This window comes from Alkalibacterium sp. 20, assembly GCF_001885615.1.
Lineage (GTDB): Bacteria > Bacillota > Bacilli > Lactobacillales > Carnobacteriaceae_A > Alkalibacterium.
In genome coordinates this window covers 13,838-33,666 of record NZ_LSRN01000025.1, presented here as the reverse complement: position 1 = coordinate 33,666, position 19,829 = coordinate 13,838, and the positions used below count along the sequence as shown (strand labels likewise).

The window sequence follows — 19,829 nt, the reverse complement described above, 5'->3', positions numbered from 1 at the left end:
AGTGTCTGTTCTATAATTAATGCAATTGTAGATATACTATTGAACAATATGAAAGGAGCTTAATATGATTCCATTAATTACAAAAGATTCTAAATGGATACTTACCGAAGAAGGTACTTCCGAGAAAACGATCAAACAGAATGAGACGTTGTTTGCTTTATCCAATGGCCATTTTGGTACACGTGGGAGTTTAGAAGAAGCTGAACGTACGAGAGAGTATAGCCACAGTGAAGCGACGTTAGTGAATGCTTTTTATGACAGTGAACCGATTCAATATGGGGAATGGGCATATGGTTATGCTGAGGAGCATCAAACCGTGATTCCAGTGCCTAACGGCAAAAAGCTGGCGATTAAGCTAGATAATGAAATGTTCGATCTTGATTCGGGAAAGACGACCAACCATAAACGTCAACTGGATTTAAAACAGGGGGTACTTACGAGAACATTCAGCTGGAAAAATACGAAAGGCCATCAGCTGGATGTCAAAATCGAGCGTTTCGTATCGTATAACTATCCAGAACTGTTAGCCCAAAAAATAACGTTGACACCTCATGATACCGGATGTGAGCTCCAAGTCGCTGCGACCCTTGATGATTTAGAACATATGGGTATGGTATCAGAGGAAGAAAGCAATGATCCGCGCATCAAAGCACAAAAGGAACGACAGTTTCAGTCAGAAAGAATAGAAGGTTCAGAAAATCAAATGTTGCATATCAAAACGAATAACACGCACTTGCATCTTATCGTAGGTGAAAAAAACAACTTATCTGATTCGTCAGTTAAGTCACGCTTCATAAACGGTTCCGAAAATTGGTCAATGGAAACCGCTAAAGATCGATCAGTTACGCTGGAACGTTTTGTTGCGTATGGCAACATATTTGATGATGGCTCAAAAAATGAATCAGAGGCTGAACGCATTTCAGATCTCCTTGATGACGTTGCAAAACTCGGGTTTGATGAAATAAAAGAGCAGCACATACAATTTATGAAGGCTTTCTGGAGCATATCTGATATCCAGATAGAGGGTGATGACGAAATTCAAGTCGGCCTGCGTTTCAACTTGTTCCATTTACACCAAGCTGCCGGGCGTGACGGGCTACGTAATATGTCTGCCAAAGGTTTGACTGGCGAAGGCTATGAGGGTCATTATTTCTGGGATACGGAAATGTATATGTTGCCCTTTTTCTTATATACACAACCTGAAATTGCTGAAAATTTGCTAAATTATCGGTATACGATTCTGCCGCAAGCGAGAGAAAGAGCAAGAGAGATGGCAATCGATAACGGGGCGCTTTTTGCCTGGCGGACCATCAATGGTAAAGAAGCAAGTGCATACTATCCCGCGGGAACAGCCCAAATTCATATTAATGGTGATATCGCTCATGCCGTCCACACGTATATTAAAGTTACTGGTGATCAAGCCTTTGGTATGAACGAGGGATTAGAAATCCTAGTAGAAACCGCTCGATTCTACGCTGGGTGGGGACACTATGACAAAAAAAGAAACGGTGCATTTGTTCTGAATGGTGTGACTGGACCAGACGAATATACAGCAATTGTTAACAACAACTATTATACTAATCTGATGGCTAAGCATAATTTTAACTATGCCATCGAGATGGTTGAAGAAGCCCTTGAGTCAAATGATGTAATTGGAGAAATGGTACTGGAGAAAATAAATTTCCAGAAAAGTGAACTGGAGAATTGGAAAAAAGCGTCTGAAAAGATGTTCCTGCCTTATGATGAGGAACAAGAACTCACGATGCAGGATGACAGTTTCTTCCATAAAGAGGTATGGGACATTGAGAATACACCAAAGGACAACTTCCCATTACTTTTGCATTATCATCCATTAACGATTTATCGTTATCAGGTTAACAAACAAGCGGACACCGTCTTGGCTGAATTCCTGTTCTCCGATGAGTTTTCTCATAGTCAAAAGAAACGTGATTACGCCTATTATGAAGCGGTAACGACCCATGATTCATCCTTATCTCGTTCTATATTTGGCATGATGGCAAGTCACTTAGGTGATCTGGATAAAGCTTATGGTTACTTCATGGATACGGCCTTGATGGATTTGACGGATTTGCAAAGTAATACCAAAGATGGCGTCCATGCAGCTAATATGGGCGGGACGTGGATGAGTATAGTTTATGGTTTTGGAGGTATGCATTTAGTTAAAGATACCTTACACTTCTCACCACGCTTGCCGAAAAACTGGACCGCTGTAAGCTTCAAAGTGCAGTTCCATGGTCGAGTGATTCAAGTTTCTATCAATCACGAAGGTACTGACTATAATTTACTGAAAGGTGAAACTTTAACCATCAGACACTTTGATGAAGAAAAATACTTGAAGTGAAAACCGAACATTGAAAAAGGTGCTGACCGTTACTGGTCAACACCTTCTTTTTTTACAGCTTATGATTTTTTATGACGATTTCAGGAACGGTGAGGTATTTTCTTGCTTTTACATTTGCCAGGATAATATCAGCGACATCATCTGGGTCCATGAGATGTTTGATTTCTTCTGCAGTATAGATATCATCCCAGAAACTGGTTTTCATCCCACCCATGTAAGCAGCTAAAACATGAATGTCTGTATCACTCAACTCTTTTACGATGCTTTCTGTAAATCCTCGGACACCAAACTTGCTTGCGCAATAGACCGATTCAGAAGGTTTACCTTTTTTACCAGCTGTAGATATGACTTGAATGATGGTGCCTTCATTTCTTTCTTTCATTTCAGGTAGAACAGCCTGTGTACAATATATCGTTCCCTTTAAGTTGATATCGATCATTTGATCGACTGAATCTGATGGGATATTTTCTGCATCATCGAAGATACCGACGCCAGCATTGTTCACTAATATATCGATGTTACCGTTGTCGTCTTTTATTTGAGTAAAGACATTGGTAACTTCTTCTGCTGATGACACATCAACGGTATAGACTGAAACCTTATCAGTCTCCATCTTATCCGCCACGTGTCTTAATTTACTGAATGTTCGACCGAGTAGCGTGACATGATAACCCATTTCCGAATATTTCAGCGCAAGTGAAGCACCTAAGCCACTGCCGGCGCCAGTAATAACAACATGTTTCGACTCCATCATTTTTTCCTCCCTCAATATGTATTTCATAGTATAAAAGTATCAAATATATCGGATTTTAGCAACGATAACGACAAAAGCATCAGATTAAGTATTGAAACGAGAGACAATAAGACTATAGGTTAAAGGTTTTAAAGATTTATCGAATGCGTTTATTCTCATCTTGAGCAATAAGCTTAATAGTTATTTAAAGAGAATGTCTTAGACTGAATATGACAATTTTCTCAGTCGTTTTCTTGGATAGTAGCAGAGTGTTAAAAATGAAAAAAATTAAGGAATTATGTTAAGATAGTATGTGTTGAGATTTAAGCGTAAAGTGTCACCTAAAAAGATGTTTGGAGGAAAAAGAAGTGATGAATTTAGAAACAACTCAAATTGAAGAAGTTAAAAAAGAAGAAATGGAATTTGAAACGAGAGAAGGCCTGAAATCTACATTACTGGAAGAAGCGGCACGCAAACGTGGGTATAAGGTTGAACGATTGACCTTTGATACGATGATAGTGACAATAGAAGGAAAAGAGTTATTATTTAGAGATATGAATGGACCGCTCTCATCCGCAGCCATGATGAGGATCGTGGATGACAAGTATCTGGCAAGGGCATTGATCAAAAATGAAAATGTTCGAACACCCGAGTCGATTTACTTGAGAGTTTTTGAAAGTGAAGAAATAAAAGCCTTTGCGAATAAAATAGGCTATCCCGTAGTTTTGAAACCAAACAATTTATCACGAGGAGAAGGCGTCTATACAAATGTTTACAGTGATGAATCACTAGACCGCCATCTTGATAAAATTTCGATGCTGATAGGAAATGATTTTGAGCGAATCCTGATCGAAAAACAATTTGATGGAGATGATTATCGTTTTTACGTTGTTGACGGAGAAGTGCTGGCTGTTTCAAAACGTGCACGTGCAAATGTGACCGGTGATGGAGAACACACCATCTTTGAATTGATTCAAGAAAAAAATGAACGTCGATCCAAAGATCGGGATTTAAAGAATTTTTTAATTCCTACAGATAAAACAAAACTTGGACGACTATTTAGAGAAGGACGTACGTTAGAAACAATTCCTCAAAAAGATGAAGCTATTGTCATTCGTGATGAATCGAATATTGCAAGTGGTGGAGAAGGCATCGATTTTACTGATACTGTTCATCCAAAATTCAACGAACTAGCTATCAAAGCTATACAGGCTGTCCCCGGGTTTCATTATGGCGGCGTAGATGTCATTGCGGACGACATCACTGAAGAACCTAATGCGACTAATTATGTTCTTACAGAAATCGAATTTAGTCCAGGTCCTTTGAGCATGTTTCACTGGCAAGGCGAACAGCGAGACATGGCGAATCCCATTCTCGATTTTTATATTAAGCATCTCGATGAACTTTAAATTACAATAGTCTATAGGCAGTCGCTGGAAGGAGCAAATCACCCTTTCAGCGGCTGTTTTTTATTTCCATTTAATCAAAAAGATATATATGAACTTTCGTTTAAGCTATATTAAAAAAATACAGGTAATATTAATAATTTGCTATAGTATGCGCTTTCAAAGATTGGTTATGGTGACTAAACTAAACATAGATACAAAAATAGTGAGAGGGGCAAGAATATGTTAAACATGGTAAAGGGTACAAGACTATTATTTATGACGGGGCTATTAAGTTTCGTTTTGGCTGGATGTAATGGAGACACTGAAGGAGAAGCTACAGAAACGACAGATGAGGACACAACCGAAGAAGTTGATTCAGATACTGATTCCAATGGTGGACTGGATGTTGGAATAGTTTTACCAACTCGTGATGAACCTCGTTGGGTACAAGATGAACAACGATTCATGGATGCCTTATCCGATTCAGACTATACGACAGAAATTTTGTTCAGTCAGGGTTCAGCAGCAAATGAATTACAAAACGTGGAAACATTAGTCAGCAAGGGGATCGACGTTTTGATTATGAGTCCACATGATGGTGACGCAGCAGGGGCAGCAGCTCAAGCAGCAGCTGATGAAGGCATTACAGTCATCGCGTATGACCGTTTGATAACAAGTACAGAAGCAGTTGATTACTACGTTACTTTCGATAGTTTAGCTGTTGGTGAAGCTCAGGGGCAATATTTGATCGACAGTGCAGAAGGATCAGACATTCCTTTGTATCTATATGCAGGAGCATCATCTGACAATAATGCGTTCCTTTTCTTTGAAGGTGCATGGTCAGTGCTTCAACCTAAAATTGCTGATGGAACATTTGTGATTGCCAATTCAAGTGAGGCAGAAGCTTTGTCAGACACTGCTGAATTGACACGTGACGAAATGGGCAGCATCATGGGTCAAATCACAACAAACTGGGATCCTAACGAAGCAATCAATAAAGCTCAAACACATTTGACTTCAGCAGGAGATGATCTTAAAGGAGACATATCTATCCTAGCTCCTAATGATGGCACAGCTCGTTCGATCGCTGATACATTTGCTTCAGACAATGATATTACAAGTTATATTATAACAGGCCAAGATGCAGAAAAAGCTTCTATTCAATATATCATTGATGGCAAACAATCTATGACAGTATTCAAGGATGTAAGACGACTAGTTGAAGATGCTATGGGTATGGCTATCACATTATTAGATGGCGACACACCTGAAACAACTGGGTCATATGATAATGGTGTCAAAGAAGTAGAAGCAATGCAATCAGAAGTCATTGTTGTAGATGAAGAGAATGTACAAGCTGAATTAATTGATTCTGGTTATTATGAAGCAGATGAGTTTACAGGTTTAGACTAAACTTATTGATAACAATAGAAATAAGAAATAGTGATAGCTTGCTATCACTATTTCTTGTTCTAAATGTATTTTAATGAAGGTGGGAGGATTTATGGCTGAGAATATTCTTGAAATGCATAACATAACTAAAGAATTTCCTGGTGTAAAAGCCCTGGACAACGTCACTTTTCAAGTGGAAAAAGGTGAGATCCACTGTCTGGTTGGCGAAAATGGTGCAGGGAAATCCACGTTGATGAAAGTATTGAGTGGCGTGTATCCGTACGGGGAATATGAAGGCGATATCGTATTGGATGGGAAAGTACAGCAGTTCAACACTATCAATGATAGTGAAAGAGCGGGTATTGCCATTATTTATCAGGAACTGGCCCTGTTTCCGGATTTACCGGTATATGAAAATATTTACATTGGAAACGAAGTCAAGACTGGCGGCATTATCAACTGGAATCAAACCATTATAAAATCCAAGGAAATGTTGAAGAAAGTCAATTTAAAAGTCAAACCTGAAACACTAATAAAAGATCTAGGCGTCGGAAAACAACAATTGATTGAAATTGCCAAGGCATTGAGCAAAGACGTTCAACTTCTGATTTTAGACGAACCTACCGCAGCACTTAATGAAGATGACAGTGCCAATTTATTAGAGTTGATAAAAGCGCTGAAAAATCAGGGGATCACCTGCATCATGATCACCCATAAATTAAAAGAGGTAGTAACGATTTCGGATAAAGTGACTGTACTCCGTGATGGTCAGACCATCTGTACTCTGGATGCAAGCAAAGGGGAAGTGAACGAACGCACGATAATCAAACATATGGTGGGTCGAGAGTTGAGTGATATCTTTCCAAAGAGACCTGAAAACCACTTTGGAGAGACTATTCTGGAACTCAAAGACTGGTCGGCTTATGATCAGCAGTTAGGACGCTTTGTTGTGAAAAAAGCGGATATAAATTTGAAAAAAGGTGAGATCATTGGTCTTGCTGGCTTAATGGGTTCAGGAAGGACCGAACTTGCCTTGAGTATGTTTGGAAATCCAAGAAGTTACAAATTAAAAGGAACGCTTTTACTTAATAATGAGGAAAAAAATTTCCGGCATACGAGTGATGCAATCAAAGAAGGTATCGCCTATGTGACCGAAGATCGTAAGGGAAATGGATTGTTTCTGACCCAAAACATCACTAATAATATTACGGCAGCAAATTTAAAAGGTGTGTCAAGTAAAGGGATACTCAATAGCAACGAAGAAGTCACCGTAGCTGAAAGTTACAAAAATTCCATCCATATCAAGTCATCGTCGATTGATCAGCTAGTTGGGAAGCTTAGTGGCGGGAATCAGCAAAAAGTTTCTATCAGCAAATGGCTTTTTAGTTCACCTGACATATTGATCTTGGATGAGCCGACCCGTGGCATTGATGTAGGGGCTAAGTTTGAGATTTATACTGTCATGAATGAATTGATCAGCCGTGGAATGAGTATTATTATGATCTCTTCAGAATTGGGCGAAATATTAGGGATGAGTGACCGGATCTATGTCATGGCTGAAGGCGAAATTAAAGGCGAAGTCAAGGCTCAAGAAGCCAATCAGGAAAGTATCATGGAACTTGCGACACAATAGGAGGATAAACGAATGAAATTAGTGAATGAAGCAAAAATGTTAATAAAAGAAAACATCCGAGATTACGGCATGTTCATAGCGCTCTTTTTCATCATGATTGTGTTTAATCTGTTGACAGACGGCATGTTCATGTCCTCTCGTAATATCAGTAATATGTTGGATTCAGCCGGTTATATCGCAGTTCTGGCAGTGGGTATGACGCTTGTCATCGTCATACGTCACATCGATTTATCGGTAGGTTATATAGCTGGTTTTCTGGGAGCAGTATCTGCCATATTACTTATGCAATATGAGCTGTCCGTTTTCATCGTTATTCCAATTATATTATTACTCGGAATTTTAATCGGTTTCTTTAACGGCTTCCTTATCGCTCAGTTAGGCATACCTGCTTTCGTCGCTACGTTGGCCGGGATGTTGGTTTTCAGGGGCGCGTTGCTGCAAGTGACCGCTGGCACAGGAACAATAATTGTCCAGAATGATTTTTTCAATGCGATCGGTAATGGCTTCATTCCATCCCTTGCGAAAATCAATGATTTACATCTTTTGACATTGCTGATCGGATTCGTTACCATTTTGTTTTTTTCTTATGGTGAAATCAAAACTAGAAGCGATAAAAAGAAATATAATTTCGACGTGGTTTCTACAGGGATTTTCTTACTTAAAATGGTGTTTCTCTCTTTGATCATTGGCTATATTACGATCATCTTGGCGGGATATAATGGCTTTTCATGGACAGTGATCATTGTTCTGTTAGTCACCATGATCTATCATTTCATCACAAGTAAAACAGTATTGGGTCGTCAAATATATGCTGTGGGAAGTAATCCCGAGGCTGCACACCTAAGTGGTATCAACGTTAAGAAAGTTACATTTATGGTGATGGGTTCTATGTCCATGCTTGCTGCACTCTCAGGGATCATGTATACATCCCGTTTGCAATCCGCTACGACAACAGCGGGAATGTTATTCGAGCTCGATGCAATTGCAGCCGCTTATGTAGGCGGTGTTTCATCAGCAGGTGGTGTGGGTAAAGTAACCGGTGCTATTATTGGTGCCATCGTTATGGCATCTCTGACTAATGGCATGAATTTGATGGGTGTCGGTATCTCGTATCAGTATATGATTCGTGGTGGAGTATTAGCAGGAGCGGTTATCTTTGATGTCATGACAAGAAAAAGAGGGAAATAAGCACAAAAGAAAATTGTATAAAAATTAAATAGGATTTAGAAAATCGAGCATTTAAAAGAACTCTGCAATAACAAACGAACAGGATAAAAAATCCATTCGGATGTTGCAGAGTTTTGCTTGTTTTCATTGTCAGGGACCCGTTAAAACTGTAAGATGAGTAAGTGTTAAAACGGTTACATAAAAAGGGGCCACTATATTGAATAAATCATTGAGCATTTTAGCTGTGCTGATCCTAAGTGTGCTTAGCTACTTGACGTATATTTCAGCAGAAAGCGTCATTAATTCAGATTGGAAGGAACCTTTACCACTTATGAGTGAAAATCAGCAATACCGACTGGTGCTGATCACCCAAGATGTTGATACACCTTTTTGGAACAGTGTAGCCAAAGGTGCAAGTGAACTAGCCGAACAAGAAGGCGTAATGCTCGAAAATTTGGGTAACTACGGCAAAAATGAGGAAGCTTTTTTAAGCAATCTGGAATTGGCTATTCACTCAAAAGTTGATGGAATTATTGTGCAAGGGCTCGATAAGGAAAAATTCAAAGAATTGACAAAAATAAAAGCCGCTTTTTATGGCATTCCTGTGATCACGATTGCAGAAGATGTCCCAATAGAGGAAAGTCTGCGGCGCACTTATGTCGGATCGAATCATTTTAAAGCAGGGAAACTGATTGCGGAACAGTTGATCTTGGATATGGGAGATTCTGGAGAGGTAGCCATCATGTATGATCAGGAACCACAACATTATCAATCCCTCCGGCTAAATGGTATTCAAGCTGTATTCAGAAAACATCCTAATATCTCAGTGATAGATGTAAGAACAGACACCTCCAAAGAAAAGGTTATGGCAACGACTCAAAATCTTTTGAACAATCATCCTGAGATAGAAGGTTTTGTTGCAATTAATTCGGAGGTCACCTCGGGCATGATCCAGGAAATAAGTCGACGAAAACAAATTGATCCCTTATTTATTTATTCCTTTGATGATCATGCTGATATTGAAGGCTTGTTCCAGCAAGGTAAATTGGATGCTATCGTAGCACAGGATCCTGAAATGATGGGTAGATTGGGAGTGGAATTGCTTATTGAATGGTTAGAGGGAAAAAGCGCTCCACTTGATTTTGATGGTTATTTCACACCCATTACAATCGTGAAAGTGAAGGACGAATTATGAATACCATACAGAAGAAAATCTTTTCTTTGACTTCCGTAATTGTACTTATTATGATGGGGATTTGGATTGCGCTATCTATGTATATTAGTCAAACACATGATCAGTATAACGCTATTTTACAAAGATACTTAGTTTTGAATGAAGTAAATGAAGAAAGTCAAGATTTAATCATGGACTTGAACAACTATCTGTATGACCCGACAGCATCAAATCTAAGAGCCATCGATGAAAGAGAATTAAAGATACAAAATATGGAAAATGAGATTTGGGACTTGGGTCATTCGGAAAATGAATTTGAACTGCTCAATTACATTCATCTGATGGATAGTTTGATGGAGACGGTAGAAAGAACGATCAGCCTATCCAATCAAGAAGAATCTGAGGCGGCAATACATGAATTCAATGATGCTACTCGGATTGCCACTTATATTTCAGATACAAAAACGGCATTAGTTGAAACTGAATTGGAAACATATGATGTCGTATATAGAGGCATCATTGCCAGATCGACAGCGTTAAACAGGTTCGGCATATGGCTGATTCTGCTGTTGACGGCCACATTAGTGATTTTTTCTTATTTGTTGTCACGAAGTATAACCCGTCCGATCATTCAGTTGACGGAAGCAGCTAATACATTATCACAGGGAGATTTCAATAAAGTTGTCACCGTTCACTCAAATGACGAATTTAATTTCTTAGCAAGGACATTCAATCGAATGCGTCTGAATATCAATAACTTGATACAAGAAATCCAAGAGCAGGCGGAATTGGAAAAAGAACTAAAGGACAATAAAATCTTATTGCAGGAAAGTCAATTCCGTAGTCTGCAAAGTCAGATCAATCCTCATTTCTTGTTCAACACCTTGAACACTATATCGAAAAAAGCATACCTTGAAGGATCGGAACAAACAAGCGATATGTTGGTCAATGTCGCAGATTTATTGCGATATAATTTAAAAAGCCTCGATCGTTCAGTGACTTTGCTGGAAGAAGTCACTATCCTGGAAAGATATATAGCTATACAAAAAGCAAGATATACAGAAAGATTGATCTTTTTGGAAGATATCGATAGTACCCTTTTGCATGTTCAACTACCGGCGCTCACACTTCAGCCCATTATTGAGAATGCCATCATATATTCTGTTGAACCGCGAGAGGAAGGCGGAAAAATTCTTTTCAGCGTGAAAGACGCAGAGCCCTACGTAAGAATAGATATAGAAGATGATGGACCGGGAATGTCCGAAGAAAAAGCGGATAAACTGTTGAAGGGATTACTTGTGCCAAAAGAAGGTCACTCAACCGGTATAGGATTCATCAATGTGGTTAAACGCATGCAATTATTTTATGAAACTGATAATCTGATTCATATTGAAAGTACCCTTGGAAAAGGAACCAAAATCACCCTCTATATTCCAAAGCAAAGGAGTTTGAAAGCAAATGCCTAAAGTAATGATTGTGGATGATGAGGAAATCGAACGCGTGAGTATGCAAAAAATCTTGTCAGAATCTTTTGAAGGACTGGAAATAGCAGAAGCTAAAAATGGACAAATGGCCATCGATTTATCCCGTAGCTTCAAACCGGATCTGATTTTAATGGATATCAAAATGCCTGGAATGAATGGTTTAGATGCAATCAAGGAAATTATGATGGATTTTCCAGCTATAAAGTTTGTAATGGTGACGGCTCATGACACTTTCCAGTTTGCGAGAGAGGCGATAAAGCTGGGTGTAAAGGACTATTTGTTAAAACCTAGCAAAATAAGTGAAATCGTAGTGACCGTGGGGAAAGTGATCAAAGAAATCGAAGTGGAGCAGGAAAGAAAAGAAAACGACATAAAAAATGATCTTCAGTTTGAAAAGTCGAGACAGGTGCTTGAAACGGATATGGTTACCCAGTTGTTGTTCGATCATGTCCATGAAGTGCATGTTGAAACGTTGATGGAGATGCTGGATATAAAATCAGCAGATGAGATGTTCGTTATGGTTATTCTTATTCCAGAAGGGTTTGAAAATGTTTATGTTCCATGGGTCAATCAAATAAAAAAATTAGGCAGTGTTTGGGTCGGTGCTCTGCATGGCAGGCACTTCCCGTTGATCGTTTTTCGAAATAACGAAAATAGTTATCGGTCTCAGGTTACTGCAATCGTAAAAAACGGATTGAAAGATAACCAAAATAAACAGGGTCGAGAATGGTATGTCGGTATAGGTGAGATTTATAAATCACTGGATCAAATGAAAAAATCATACCACGAAGCATTGATTGCCATGATGGATATCACGCGGGCAGGGACATATCGGTTTTATATGGATATAAATACTGAGACTAATTATGGTGATACATTGCTCCAGAAATACAAGGAAGAAGAATTTCTGGAGCAAGTAAGACTAGGAGAATGGGAAAATATTAAAAATCGTTTGGTGATGCTGATAAAATCTTATGAAAAAGAAGAAATCCCCTTAGAACATACGAAACAGCGGATAATGGAATTGATTTGGGGGATCTATCACACGCTTGCTGAAATGGGGATCGATATCCAATCGGGACATTACTTTTTAAAAGAACAATCTTATCAACAATTAGTTGAGGAAATCGGGATGTACATTGAGGAAATCAATCATCAGTACGAGCGTAGATATAACGGTAATGAACTGGACACCATTCATCAAATCAAGCAGTATATTAAAAATCACTCAAGTGAAAATATATCATTGGAAATACTGGGAGATAGAGTGGGCTTGAGTGCCATTTATATCAGCAAATTATTTAAAGAAAAGCTGAATATCAATTATATAGATTATTTGACTCGATGCCGTGTGGATAAGGCAAAAGAAAATATGTTGTTTCCAGAAAAAAGTATCAAGGAAATTGCATTTGAGGTGGGTTATCATGACCCGAACTATTTCAGTAAAGTATTTAAAAAACAAGTTGGACTATCACCAAAGAAATATCGGGATAAAATACTTGGGTTTTCAGTTTCTTCTAGTGAATAAGGGAGGTCAATCAATGAATAGGCATAGAGAGGGAATAGTGGGACTCTGTATATTTATATTTACAGCTATCCTTTTAGTGGGTTGTACAAATAATTCCAAAGAGTTTTCCCGTGACTTTGATTCTGCAGATATTAGTAGTTCAGCTAAGGAAATTTCAAGTACTAATGAAGCAGACCGAAAGTTAAAGATTGGTTTTTCCATGGATACTCTCGTTGAAGAACGATGGGAAAAAGACAAGCATATGTTTAGAGAGTCGATTGAAGCGTTGGGTGCTGAAGTTGAAATAAAAGCGGCTAACGGTAATGACGCCCTCCAAATAGCACAAGCTGAACGCATGATCAGTCAAGGGATTGATTTACTTGTACTGGTCCCACACAACGCTGAGGCTGCAGCATCAATAGTTGGAAAAGCTCAAATGGCAGACATACCTGTCATCTCCTACGATCGACTAGTGATGAATGCCAACGTAGATTTGTACATATCCTTTGATAATGAAAAAATTGGTGCCTTGCAGGGGCACGCGATTACTCAATTGGTCCCTGAAGGTAAATATGTGTATATCGCAGGAGCTGAAACGGACAATAATGCTCATCTAATGAAGAAAGGCGTATATGAAGTACTGCAACCTTTCATTCAGGATGGAAAGATCGAAGTAGTCTATGATCAGTGGACAGATGCCTGGATGCCGGAGAATGCAAAAGCGAATATGAAAGCGGCCCTTCTTGCTAATGAGAATCAGATAGATGCTGTCATCGCTGGAAATGATGCGACTGCAGGTGGAGTGATCGAAGCGTTGGAAGAACAGGGCTTGTCAGGAAAGATACCAGTTGTTGGACAGGATGCGGAATTAGAAGGTATTCTAAGAATAGTAGAGGGCACCCAATCCATGACGGTTTATAAATCAATCAAGTCATTGACCGAACAAGCTGCTGAAATAGCGGTCAAGATGGCAGGGGGCGAAATAATTTCAACTGTTACTACTATTAATAATGGTAAAAAAGATGTCCCTACAATTTTATTGACACCAGTCGTTGTCGATCAGTCAAATATAATGGAAACAGTTATTGATGATGGCTACCACATGAAGGATGATGTGTATCAGAACGACTGATTTTGTTCGGTTAAATTCTGATTTCAAATCAATGAAACCAAGAATAGTTAGAAAAGCGAACCGATATAGTGAGGTTGTACTAAAAATAACGGTCAGAAAAATGTAGACATTATTAAATCTATTAAAAAGAATAAGTTAAGATAAAAACCTTCTCTTAAATGAAGGTTTTTTTGTACTCAAAATTGTTGAAAAGATTCAATATTTGGATAAGAAGTAGTGAAAAATATACAGTTGCAAGGCGCTAACCTGAGTTTGATCATGAAATCAATGTATAATCAGTGGAAACTGATATAGTGTCAATTACTTGCACTATAATGGACAGGGCCTTTATACTTATATTTGATTAGTAGTCTATCTAATTCGCTGCACATCATTTATAATGATAAGTTATAAACGGCAATTATGAATCGGAATGAAAAACTGATCAGCTACAAAAAGGGGATTGTTATGAATAAAAACAAAAAAATAAGTGTATGGATGATAAGGGTTATATTTATCGCCGGCTTATCATTTTTCTTATATTGGGGAAATAATGCGATCGAAATGACGCATTACTCCTATAGTAGTGATGAAATCCCGCAATCTTTTGATGGATATACCGTCGTACAAGTCTCTGACTTACACAATAAAGACTTTGATAAAAATTTAACGAATAAAATTGAATCAGAAAACCCGGATATTATAGTGATCACTGGAGATTTGATCGACAGAAACAGAACAGATTTAGCCATTGCTAAAGACTTTCTGGAAGATGCCAGTTCTATTGCACCTCTATATTTTGTATCTGGCAATCATGAAGTTGCATCTAACAAATATCCGGAATTAAAAGAAATGTTGGATGAAGTAGGGGTCATAAACTTAGATAACGCTAGTCAGCTTTTGGAGAAAAACAATGAGCAGATCAATTTGCTGGGTTTGGCTGATCCACTAACTATTTTGTTTGAAGAGGTAGAAAAAGAGGGAACTGAAGAATTGGTTCTTCAAAAACAAATGGAAGAGTTAATGAATGAGAGTCCGACTGATTTCAATCTGCTTCTATCTCACCGCGCTGAATTGATAGATATTTACGAAGAAAGTGACGTCGATCTCGTCCTTACTGGTCATGCTCATGGTGGACAAATTCGCTTACCGATCATCGGAGGCATCTACTCACCAGGACAAGGTTTCTTACCTGATTATACAATTGGAGAATATACGAAAGGCACTACGACAATGATAGTCAGTCGAGGATTGGGCAACAGCGTCTTTCCTCTTCGTCTTTTTAATCGTCCGGAACTTGTTGTAATGACTTTGGAAGCACCATAAAGGTAACTGAGTTATTTTCAACACAGATAAAATCAATTATACTTACTTCTTCTGATTCATTATCGTATAATTGAAGACAATGACTTTAGAGTGAGGAGAATTGGGTTTGCAAAACAAGAGTAGAATGCACTGGGTCGTAGTTATGACCATGTGTGGACTTGCTGTCAGTGCGGTTGGATTGCCCGTCATGACTAACGGTGTATTCATAACACCGATTGCAGACAGTCTGGGTGTCTACCGCGGATCCGTAGCGATGCACAACACACTAACGCTTTTAATGAAAGCCGTCATGTCACTTTATGTACCAAGGTTAATGAAGAAGTATGGATTCAAACAAGTCATTATCACAGGAGCTTTGCTCGGTGGACTATCCAACTATTTGCTTGGGTGGGTAGGCTCGATCTGGCTATTCAATATTTTAGGAATCCTTAGAGGGATCGGAACGGGCATGTTGGCCTGGGTACCTCTGATCATCGTCATCAATGAATGGTTCAGTGCGAAGCATGGTTTGGTAACCAGTATCGTCCTCAGTTTCAGTAGTGTTACTGGAGCGATATTTTCGCCAGTATTCTCATCACTTATCACCAGTCTCGGCTGGCAACAATCCTACCGTATTATGGGGATATTGATTATCCTGTTCGCTTTACCTGCTATCATTATCCCGTTCACTCTTGATCCGAAAGAAAGTGGCTATTTACCCTATGGCTCAAAGGAATTAGATGAAGGTGGAGCTAAACAAAGGGCAATTATCAAACGCGAAGAAAATAGGGATGTTTCTATGTATATTTTCGGTCTACTATTCGTTTTCACATTGTTTCAAACATTATTGATCGGCGTACCACAGCATTTCCCTGGGTTTGCTCAAACACTTGATTTTTCCTCTGATGTTGGCGCAGTGATGCTATCAGTGGCAATGATAAGTAGCATTGGCTTCAAACTGAGTTTAGGTTACGTGAGTGACCGAGTGGGTCCTGTGAAAAGTACCATTATTATCTTAGCTTTAATTGGATTGTCCAGTGTTATACTGTGGATATTTGAAATCATTCCAATGCTGTACGTCGGGGCATTTCTATTTGGTGCGGCGTATTCTATCCCTTCGGTAAGTGTCACCTTGCTGACCAAGGAATTCTTTGGTCGCTACAACTTCACACGTTTATTTCCGATCCTTGCCTTTTCAACTAGTCTTGGCGGGGCGATATCATTAGCAGCCGTGGGTTTTATCTATGACTTTACGGGTTCGTATGCACCGGCATTCGCTATTGCATTCGGCATCAATATTTTCAATATAATTTTACTGCTTCTCATGGCACACAGTAGCAAGAAGAAAAAAGCAGTTTGAAAGTAGAAGCCGATACGATTATGTATCGGCTTTTTACATACAAAATAAAACAATCATTGAGCTTTTTAATAAGCGTTTTTGTTCAGTAATGACACAGTTTCTATTATGATTAGGCTATAAAAGTTAATTAAAAAAGGATGACTCTTATGGCTAATGGCAATAAGTCGATCAAAAAAGTATACCACTTTACGCCGGAGGAAATCATAGATCGATTTGAGACAGATTTTACGGACGGACTAACGTCAGAAGAAGCCGAAAAACGATTAAAAAGAGACGGTTTAAACGAATTAAAGGAAGAAAAAACGTCCAAATGGATGATTTTGCTCAGACAATTAAACAATGTAGTCATTTATATTTTATTTGCCGCCGTAGCTTTAACCATAGGGATGGGGCATTATTCGGATGCCGTGGTGATCGGACTAGTTATCATAGCGAATACTTTTATTGGTTATTATCAGGGAGTGAATGCCTCTAATGCCCTGGAAAAAATAAAAGAAATGTTGTCCACACAGGCCACCGTGATAAGAGACGGAAAACGAATGGACATCCCTGCCGAAGAAGTGGTCAAAGGTGACATGGTTTATATAGAAGCGGGAGATAATATCCCGGCTGATTTACGTCTGGTTCAGGTAGAAAACATGAAAGTTCAGGAATCGTCTTTGACAGGTGAATCAGGTTCTGTTGAGAAATTCGAAGATGCACTAGAGGGAATTCTATCTACAGGAGATCAGAGGAATATGGTTTTTTCTTCGACTGCTGTGACAAATGGTAATGGGACCGGTGTTGTTATCGCAACAGCCGAGGAAACAGAGATTGGTAAAATAAGTTCGGCTGTCAGTGAACAGTCCCATAAGAAAACACCGTTAATGAAAGAAATCGATCAGTTAGGTAAAAATATCTCTTACGTTATTTTAGGTGTGGCGCTGTTGTTATTTGTTTTCGGCCTATTTATCGGGAATTATACATTGGGCGCACTTTCGCTGGCGGTGATCACGATGATCGTGGGTTCCGTCCCTGAAGGGTTACCGGCTACAACGTCTGTCGTCTTGGCGATGGGTGTCAGGGATATGGCGAATAAAAAGAATACCATCGTAAAATCTTTGCCTGCAGCTGAAACACTGGGATCTGTTGATGTTATTGCCACAGACAAAACAGGAACGCTGACTAGAAATGAAATGACTGTTCAGAAAATCATTACATCTGAAGGCGAATATAATGTGACGGGTGTGGGGTATGCTCCTGAGGGGGATATTTACAAAAACAACAAACCCATTGATGTGGAGGATTTTCCTGTCTTGAGAGAATTGATTCAGTCAGGAAATGAAGCAAACGAAACAACCTTGGAACAAGAAGATGGTCACTGGATCATCAACGGTGAACCTACAGATGGTTCTTTCTTGACCTTGTATCAGAAAGTCCACAAATCAGATGAAACAGAGTATCAAGAAATGGACCGCATTCCATTTGATTCAGAGTACCGTTATATCGCCTCACTTTCACAGCACAAGAAAACCGGTGAACAAAAAATATACATCAAAGGTTCTCCAGATAAGATTTTTGAAATGGCAGTAGCCTATGAAACGGATTTCGATCTGACGTATTGACGGGCTATAGTAGAAGACTTGTCTTCTCAAGGCGAACGTGTTGTTGCCGTAGGGGTCAAAAGTCTCGAACAGCATAAAGAGGACATCGATCATGATGACCTGGACGGTGGAGTCGGATTTCTAGGTATTGTAGGGATCATGGACCCACCGAGAGAAGAAATCATCGAGGCGATTAAAATTATGCGCGAGGCTGGTGTCGAAGTCAAAATGATCACAGGTGATCACCCAAGCACGTCCAAAGCGATTGCTGAACAGTTAGGTTTAGATGAACATGTCAATACCATAACGGGTGTCGAATTGGATGAAATGACTGAAGAAGAATTAACCGAAAAAATCAATGATTACCAGGTGTTTGCACGAACAACACCGGATAACAAACTGCAGATTGTTAAGGCGTACCAGCACAGTGGTAAAGTTATCGCCATGGTAGGCGACGGCGTGAATGATGCTCCCGCTCTTAAAATTTCTGATATTGGTGTTGCGATGGGGCAAAAAGGCACGGATGTATCGAAGGATTCTGCGGATATCGTTTTAGTTAATGATGATTTTTCAACGATGAGTACAGCGATCCATGAAGGACGCCGTATCTATGACAATATCAAAAAGAGTATTTTGTATCTCTTGCCGACATCCTTTGCGGAAGGATTGATCATTGCGATCACCCTTCTTTTGCAGAATGATTTACCCCTTCAGGCGACGCAGATGTTGTGGATCAATATGGTCTCGGCCATCACCATCCAGTTCGCCTTTATTTTTGAACCGGCCGAAGAAGGGATCATGCAACGTCCGCCGAGAGACACGACGGAACCTTTTATCGATAAGCGGCAGGCGTTTCAGATTGCTTATATTGCCATTTTGATGGCTGTGTTAAGCTTGCTTGCTTACGATTGGCTGATCGCATACGGGGCTAATCAAGCCACAGCAAGTACGATGGTCGTGAATATCGTGGTTATGAGTAAAATTTTTTATCTCTTTAATATTCGCACGCGTAAACTCGCCTTCTCAAAAGAATTTTTCAGCAATAAAAAAGCGTTCCTTATCATAGGTATTATGTTGATCCTGCAAATCATTTTAACGTATGTCCCGTTCATGCAGCGTTATTTCTACACAGAAGAGTTGAATGTGCTGGAATGGTTGATTGCAGTAGGCGTTGGTATTATTGTGTTACTTGTAGCGGAAACGGACAAATTTATCCGCTTGAAAATATTGAAGAAAGAAGAATAAATAATAATTTCGGAGAGTTCGTTCTAAACGGGCTCTCTTTTTTACGGAAAGTTCGCAGACAAGGAAAGAGGTATACAGTTTCTTATGTGAGGTCAGCGGATACTTCGACATATTGAGAAGAGATTCTGCTGCGTAATAACCGAAGTTAGCCACATTCGGTAGGTTCACTGCTTCAATTGCGCTGTACGTGTCGAACACACGGTAACTTCGACATATAGGAGTTTAACTATGCTTTCTAATGGTCGAACCGGGCCCTGTTCGGTAGTTTCAGACACGGCTCTTTTCTGTAAGAGCCGAAGTTGGTGCAGGTTCGACACTTTTATAGGAATCTGAAGATCGTACTTACCGAAATGTGAAAGGGGCAATAAAAACCAACTCAAAAGAA

General features: G+C 39.3%; 12 protein-coding genes and 1 pseudogene. 12 read left to right on the top strand and 1 reads right to left on the bottom strand.

The features are described from left to right. Positions 1 to 64 precede the first annotated feature (64 nt). Positions 65 to 2,362 carry a glycoside hydrolase family 65 protein gene (locus AX762_RS04925; protein WP_071848047.1) on the top strand — a complete coding sequence of 766 codons (2,298 nt, stop codon included), beginning with the start codon at positions 65 to 67 and terminating at the stop codon, positions 2,360 to 2,362. A 52-nt stretch (positions 2,363 to 2,414) separates the two neighbouring features. Here AX762_RS04925 and AX762_RS04920 read toward each other — a convergent pair whose 3' ends face one another. After that, complete coding sequence (locus tag AX762_RS04920) at positions 2,415 to 3,116, bottom strand: SDR family oxidoreductase (RefSeq protein ID WP_218162463.1); 702 nt, start codon at positions 3,114 to 3,116, stop codon at positions 2,415 to 2,417. 350 nt (positions 3,117 to 3,466) lie between these two features. Between AX762_RS04920 and AX762_RS04915 the strand changes: the two genes are divergently transcribed. From AX762_RS04915 to AX762_RS04865, 11 genes and pseudogenes are all read left to right on the top strand, one after another. After that, positions 3,467 to 4,504 (top strand): hypothetical protein, encoded by a 1,038-nt coding sequence (locus AX762_RS04915; protein ID WP_071848045.1) that lies wholly within the window; start codon positions 3,467 to 3,469, stop codon positions 4,502 to 4,504. A gap of 219 nt (positions 4,505 to 4,723) precedes the next feature. After that, the gene (locus AX762_RS04910) at positions 4,724 to 5,896 is read left to right on the top strand and encodes a sugar ABC transporter substrate-binding protein (RefSeq protein ID WP_071848044.1); all 1,173 of its coding nucleotides are present in this window, start codon (positions 4,724 to 4,726) and stop codon (positions 5,894 to 5,896) included. A gap of 91 nt (positions 5,897 to 5,987) precedes the next feature. Next, a complete protein-coding gene (locus tag AX762_RS04905; RefSeq protein WP_071848043.1) occupies positions 5,988 to 7,508 on the top strand; it encodes a sugar ABC transporter ATP-binding protein in 1,521 nt (506 codons plus the stop codon). Between the two features lie 12 nt (positions 7,509 to 7,520). Beyond that, on the top strand, positions 7,521 to 8,696 hold the full coding sequence (locus tag AX762_RS04900; RefSeq protein WP_071848042.1) for a sugar ABC transporter permease: 1,176 nt from the start codon (positions 7,521 to 7,523) through the stop codon (positions 8,694 to 8,696). Between the two features lie 196 nt (positions 8,697 to 8,892). Beyond that, on the top strand, positions 8,893 to 9,870 hold the full coding sequence (locus AX762_RS04895; protein WP_071848041.1) for a substrate-binding domain-containing protein: 978 nt from the start codon (positions 8,893 to 8,895) through the stop codon (positions 9,868 to 9,870). After that, entirely contained in the window at positions 9,867 to 11,315 is a 1,449-nt protein-coding gene (locus AX762_RS04890; RefSeq protein ID WP_071848040.1) for a sensor histidine kinase, read from the top strand. The genes AX762_RS04895 and AX762_RS04890 overlap by 4 nt, the downstream gene beginning before the upstream one ends. Further along, positions 11,308 to 12,861, top strand: coding sequence for a response regulator (locus tag AX762_RS04885; protein WP_071848039.1), 1,554 nt, complete (start codon positions 11,308 to 11,310; stop codon positions 12,859 to 12,861). Before AX762_RS04890 ends, AX762_RS04885 begins: the two co-directional genes overlap by 8 nt. 13 nt (positions 12,862 to 12,874) lie before the next feature. Next, positions 12,875 to 13,972: a sugar ABC transporter substrate-binding protein gene (locus tag AX762_RS04880; RefSeq protein WP_071848038.1), complete on the top strand. Its 1,098-nt coding sequence runs from the start codon at positions 12,875 to 12,877 to the stop codon at positions 13,970 to 13,972. Positions 13,973 to 14,419: 447 nt separating this feature from the next. Then, complete coding sequence (locus tag AX762_RS04875) at positions 14,420 to 15,277, top strand: metallophosphoesterase (protein ID WP_083432807.1); 858 nt, start codon at positions 14,420 to 14,422, stop codon at positions 15,275 to 15,277. A gap of 106 nt (positions 15,278 to 15,383) precedes the next feature. Continuing rightward, positions 15,384 to 16,616 (top strand): MFS transporter, encoded by a 1,233-nt coding sequence (locus tag AX762_RS04870; protein WP_071848037.1) that lies wholly within the window; start codon positions 15,384 to 15,386, stop codon positions 16,614 to 16,616. A 146-nt stretch (positions 16,617 to 16,762) separates the two neighbouring features. Then, positions 16,763 to 19,444, top strand: a pseudogene (locus AX762_RS04865) (HAD-IC family P-type ATPase). Positions 19,445 to 19,829: the final 385 nt, after the last annotated feature.

What these genes read in the sequence shown, in the direction of transcription:
- AX762_RS04925 (WP_071848047.1), top strand. Translation starts at nt 65, where the DNA reads ATGATTCCATTAATTACAAAAGATTCTAAATGGATACTTACCGAAGAA.
- AX762_RS04920 (WP_218162463.1), bottom strand. Translation starts at nt 3,116, where the DNA reads ATGATGGAGTCGAAACATGTTGTTATTACTGGCGCCGGCAGTGGCTTA.
- AX762_RS04915 (WP_071848045.1), top strand. Translation starts at nt 3,467, where the DNA reads ATGAATTTAGAAACAACTCAAATTGAAGAAGTTAAAAAAGAAGAAATG.
- AX762_RS04910 (WP_071848044.1), top strand. Translation starts at nt 4,724, where the DNA reads ATGTTAAACATGGTAAAGGGTACAAGACTATTATTTATGACGGGGCTA.
- AX762_RS04905 (WP_071848043.1), top strand. Translation starts at nt 5,988, where the DNA reads ATGGCTGAGAATATTCTTGAAATGCATAACATAACTAAAGAATTTCCT.
- AX762_RS04900 (WP_071848042.1), top strand. Translation starts at nt 7,521, where the DNA reads ATGAAATTAGTGAATGAAGCAAAAATGTTAATAAAAGAAAACATCCGA.
- AX762_RS04890 (WP_071848040.1), top strand. Translation starts at nt 9,867, where the DNA reads ATGAATACCATACAGAAGAAAATCTTTTCTTTGACTTCCGTAATTGTA.
- AX762_RS04885 (WP_071848039.1), top strand. Translation starts at nt 11,308, where the DNA reads ATGCCTAAAGTAATGATTGTGGATGATGAGGAAATCGAACGCGTGAGT.
- AX762_RS04880 (WP_071848038.1), top strand. Translation starts at nt 12,875, where the DNA reads ATGAATAGGCATAGAGAGGGAATAGTGGGACTCTGTATATTTATATTT.
- AX762_RS04875 (WP_083432807.1), top strand. Translation starts at nt 14,420, where the DNA reads ATGAATAAAAACAAAAAAATAAGTGTATGGATGATAAGGGTTATATTT.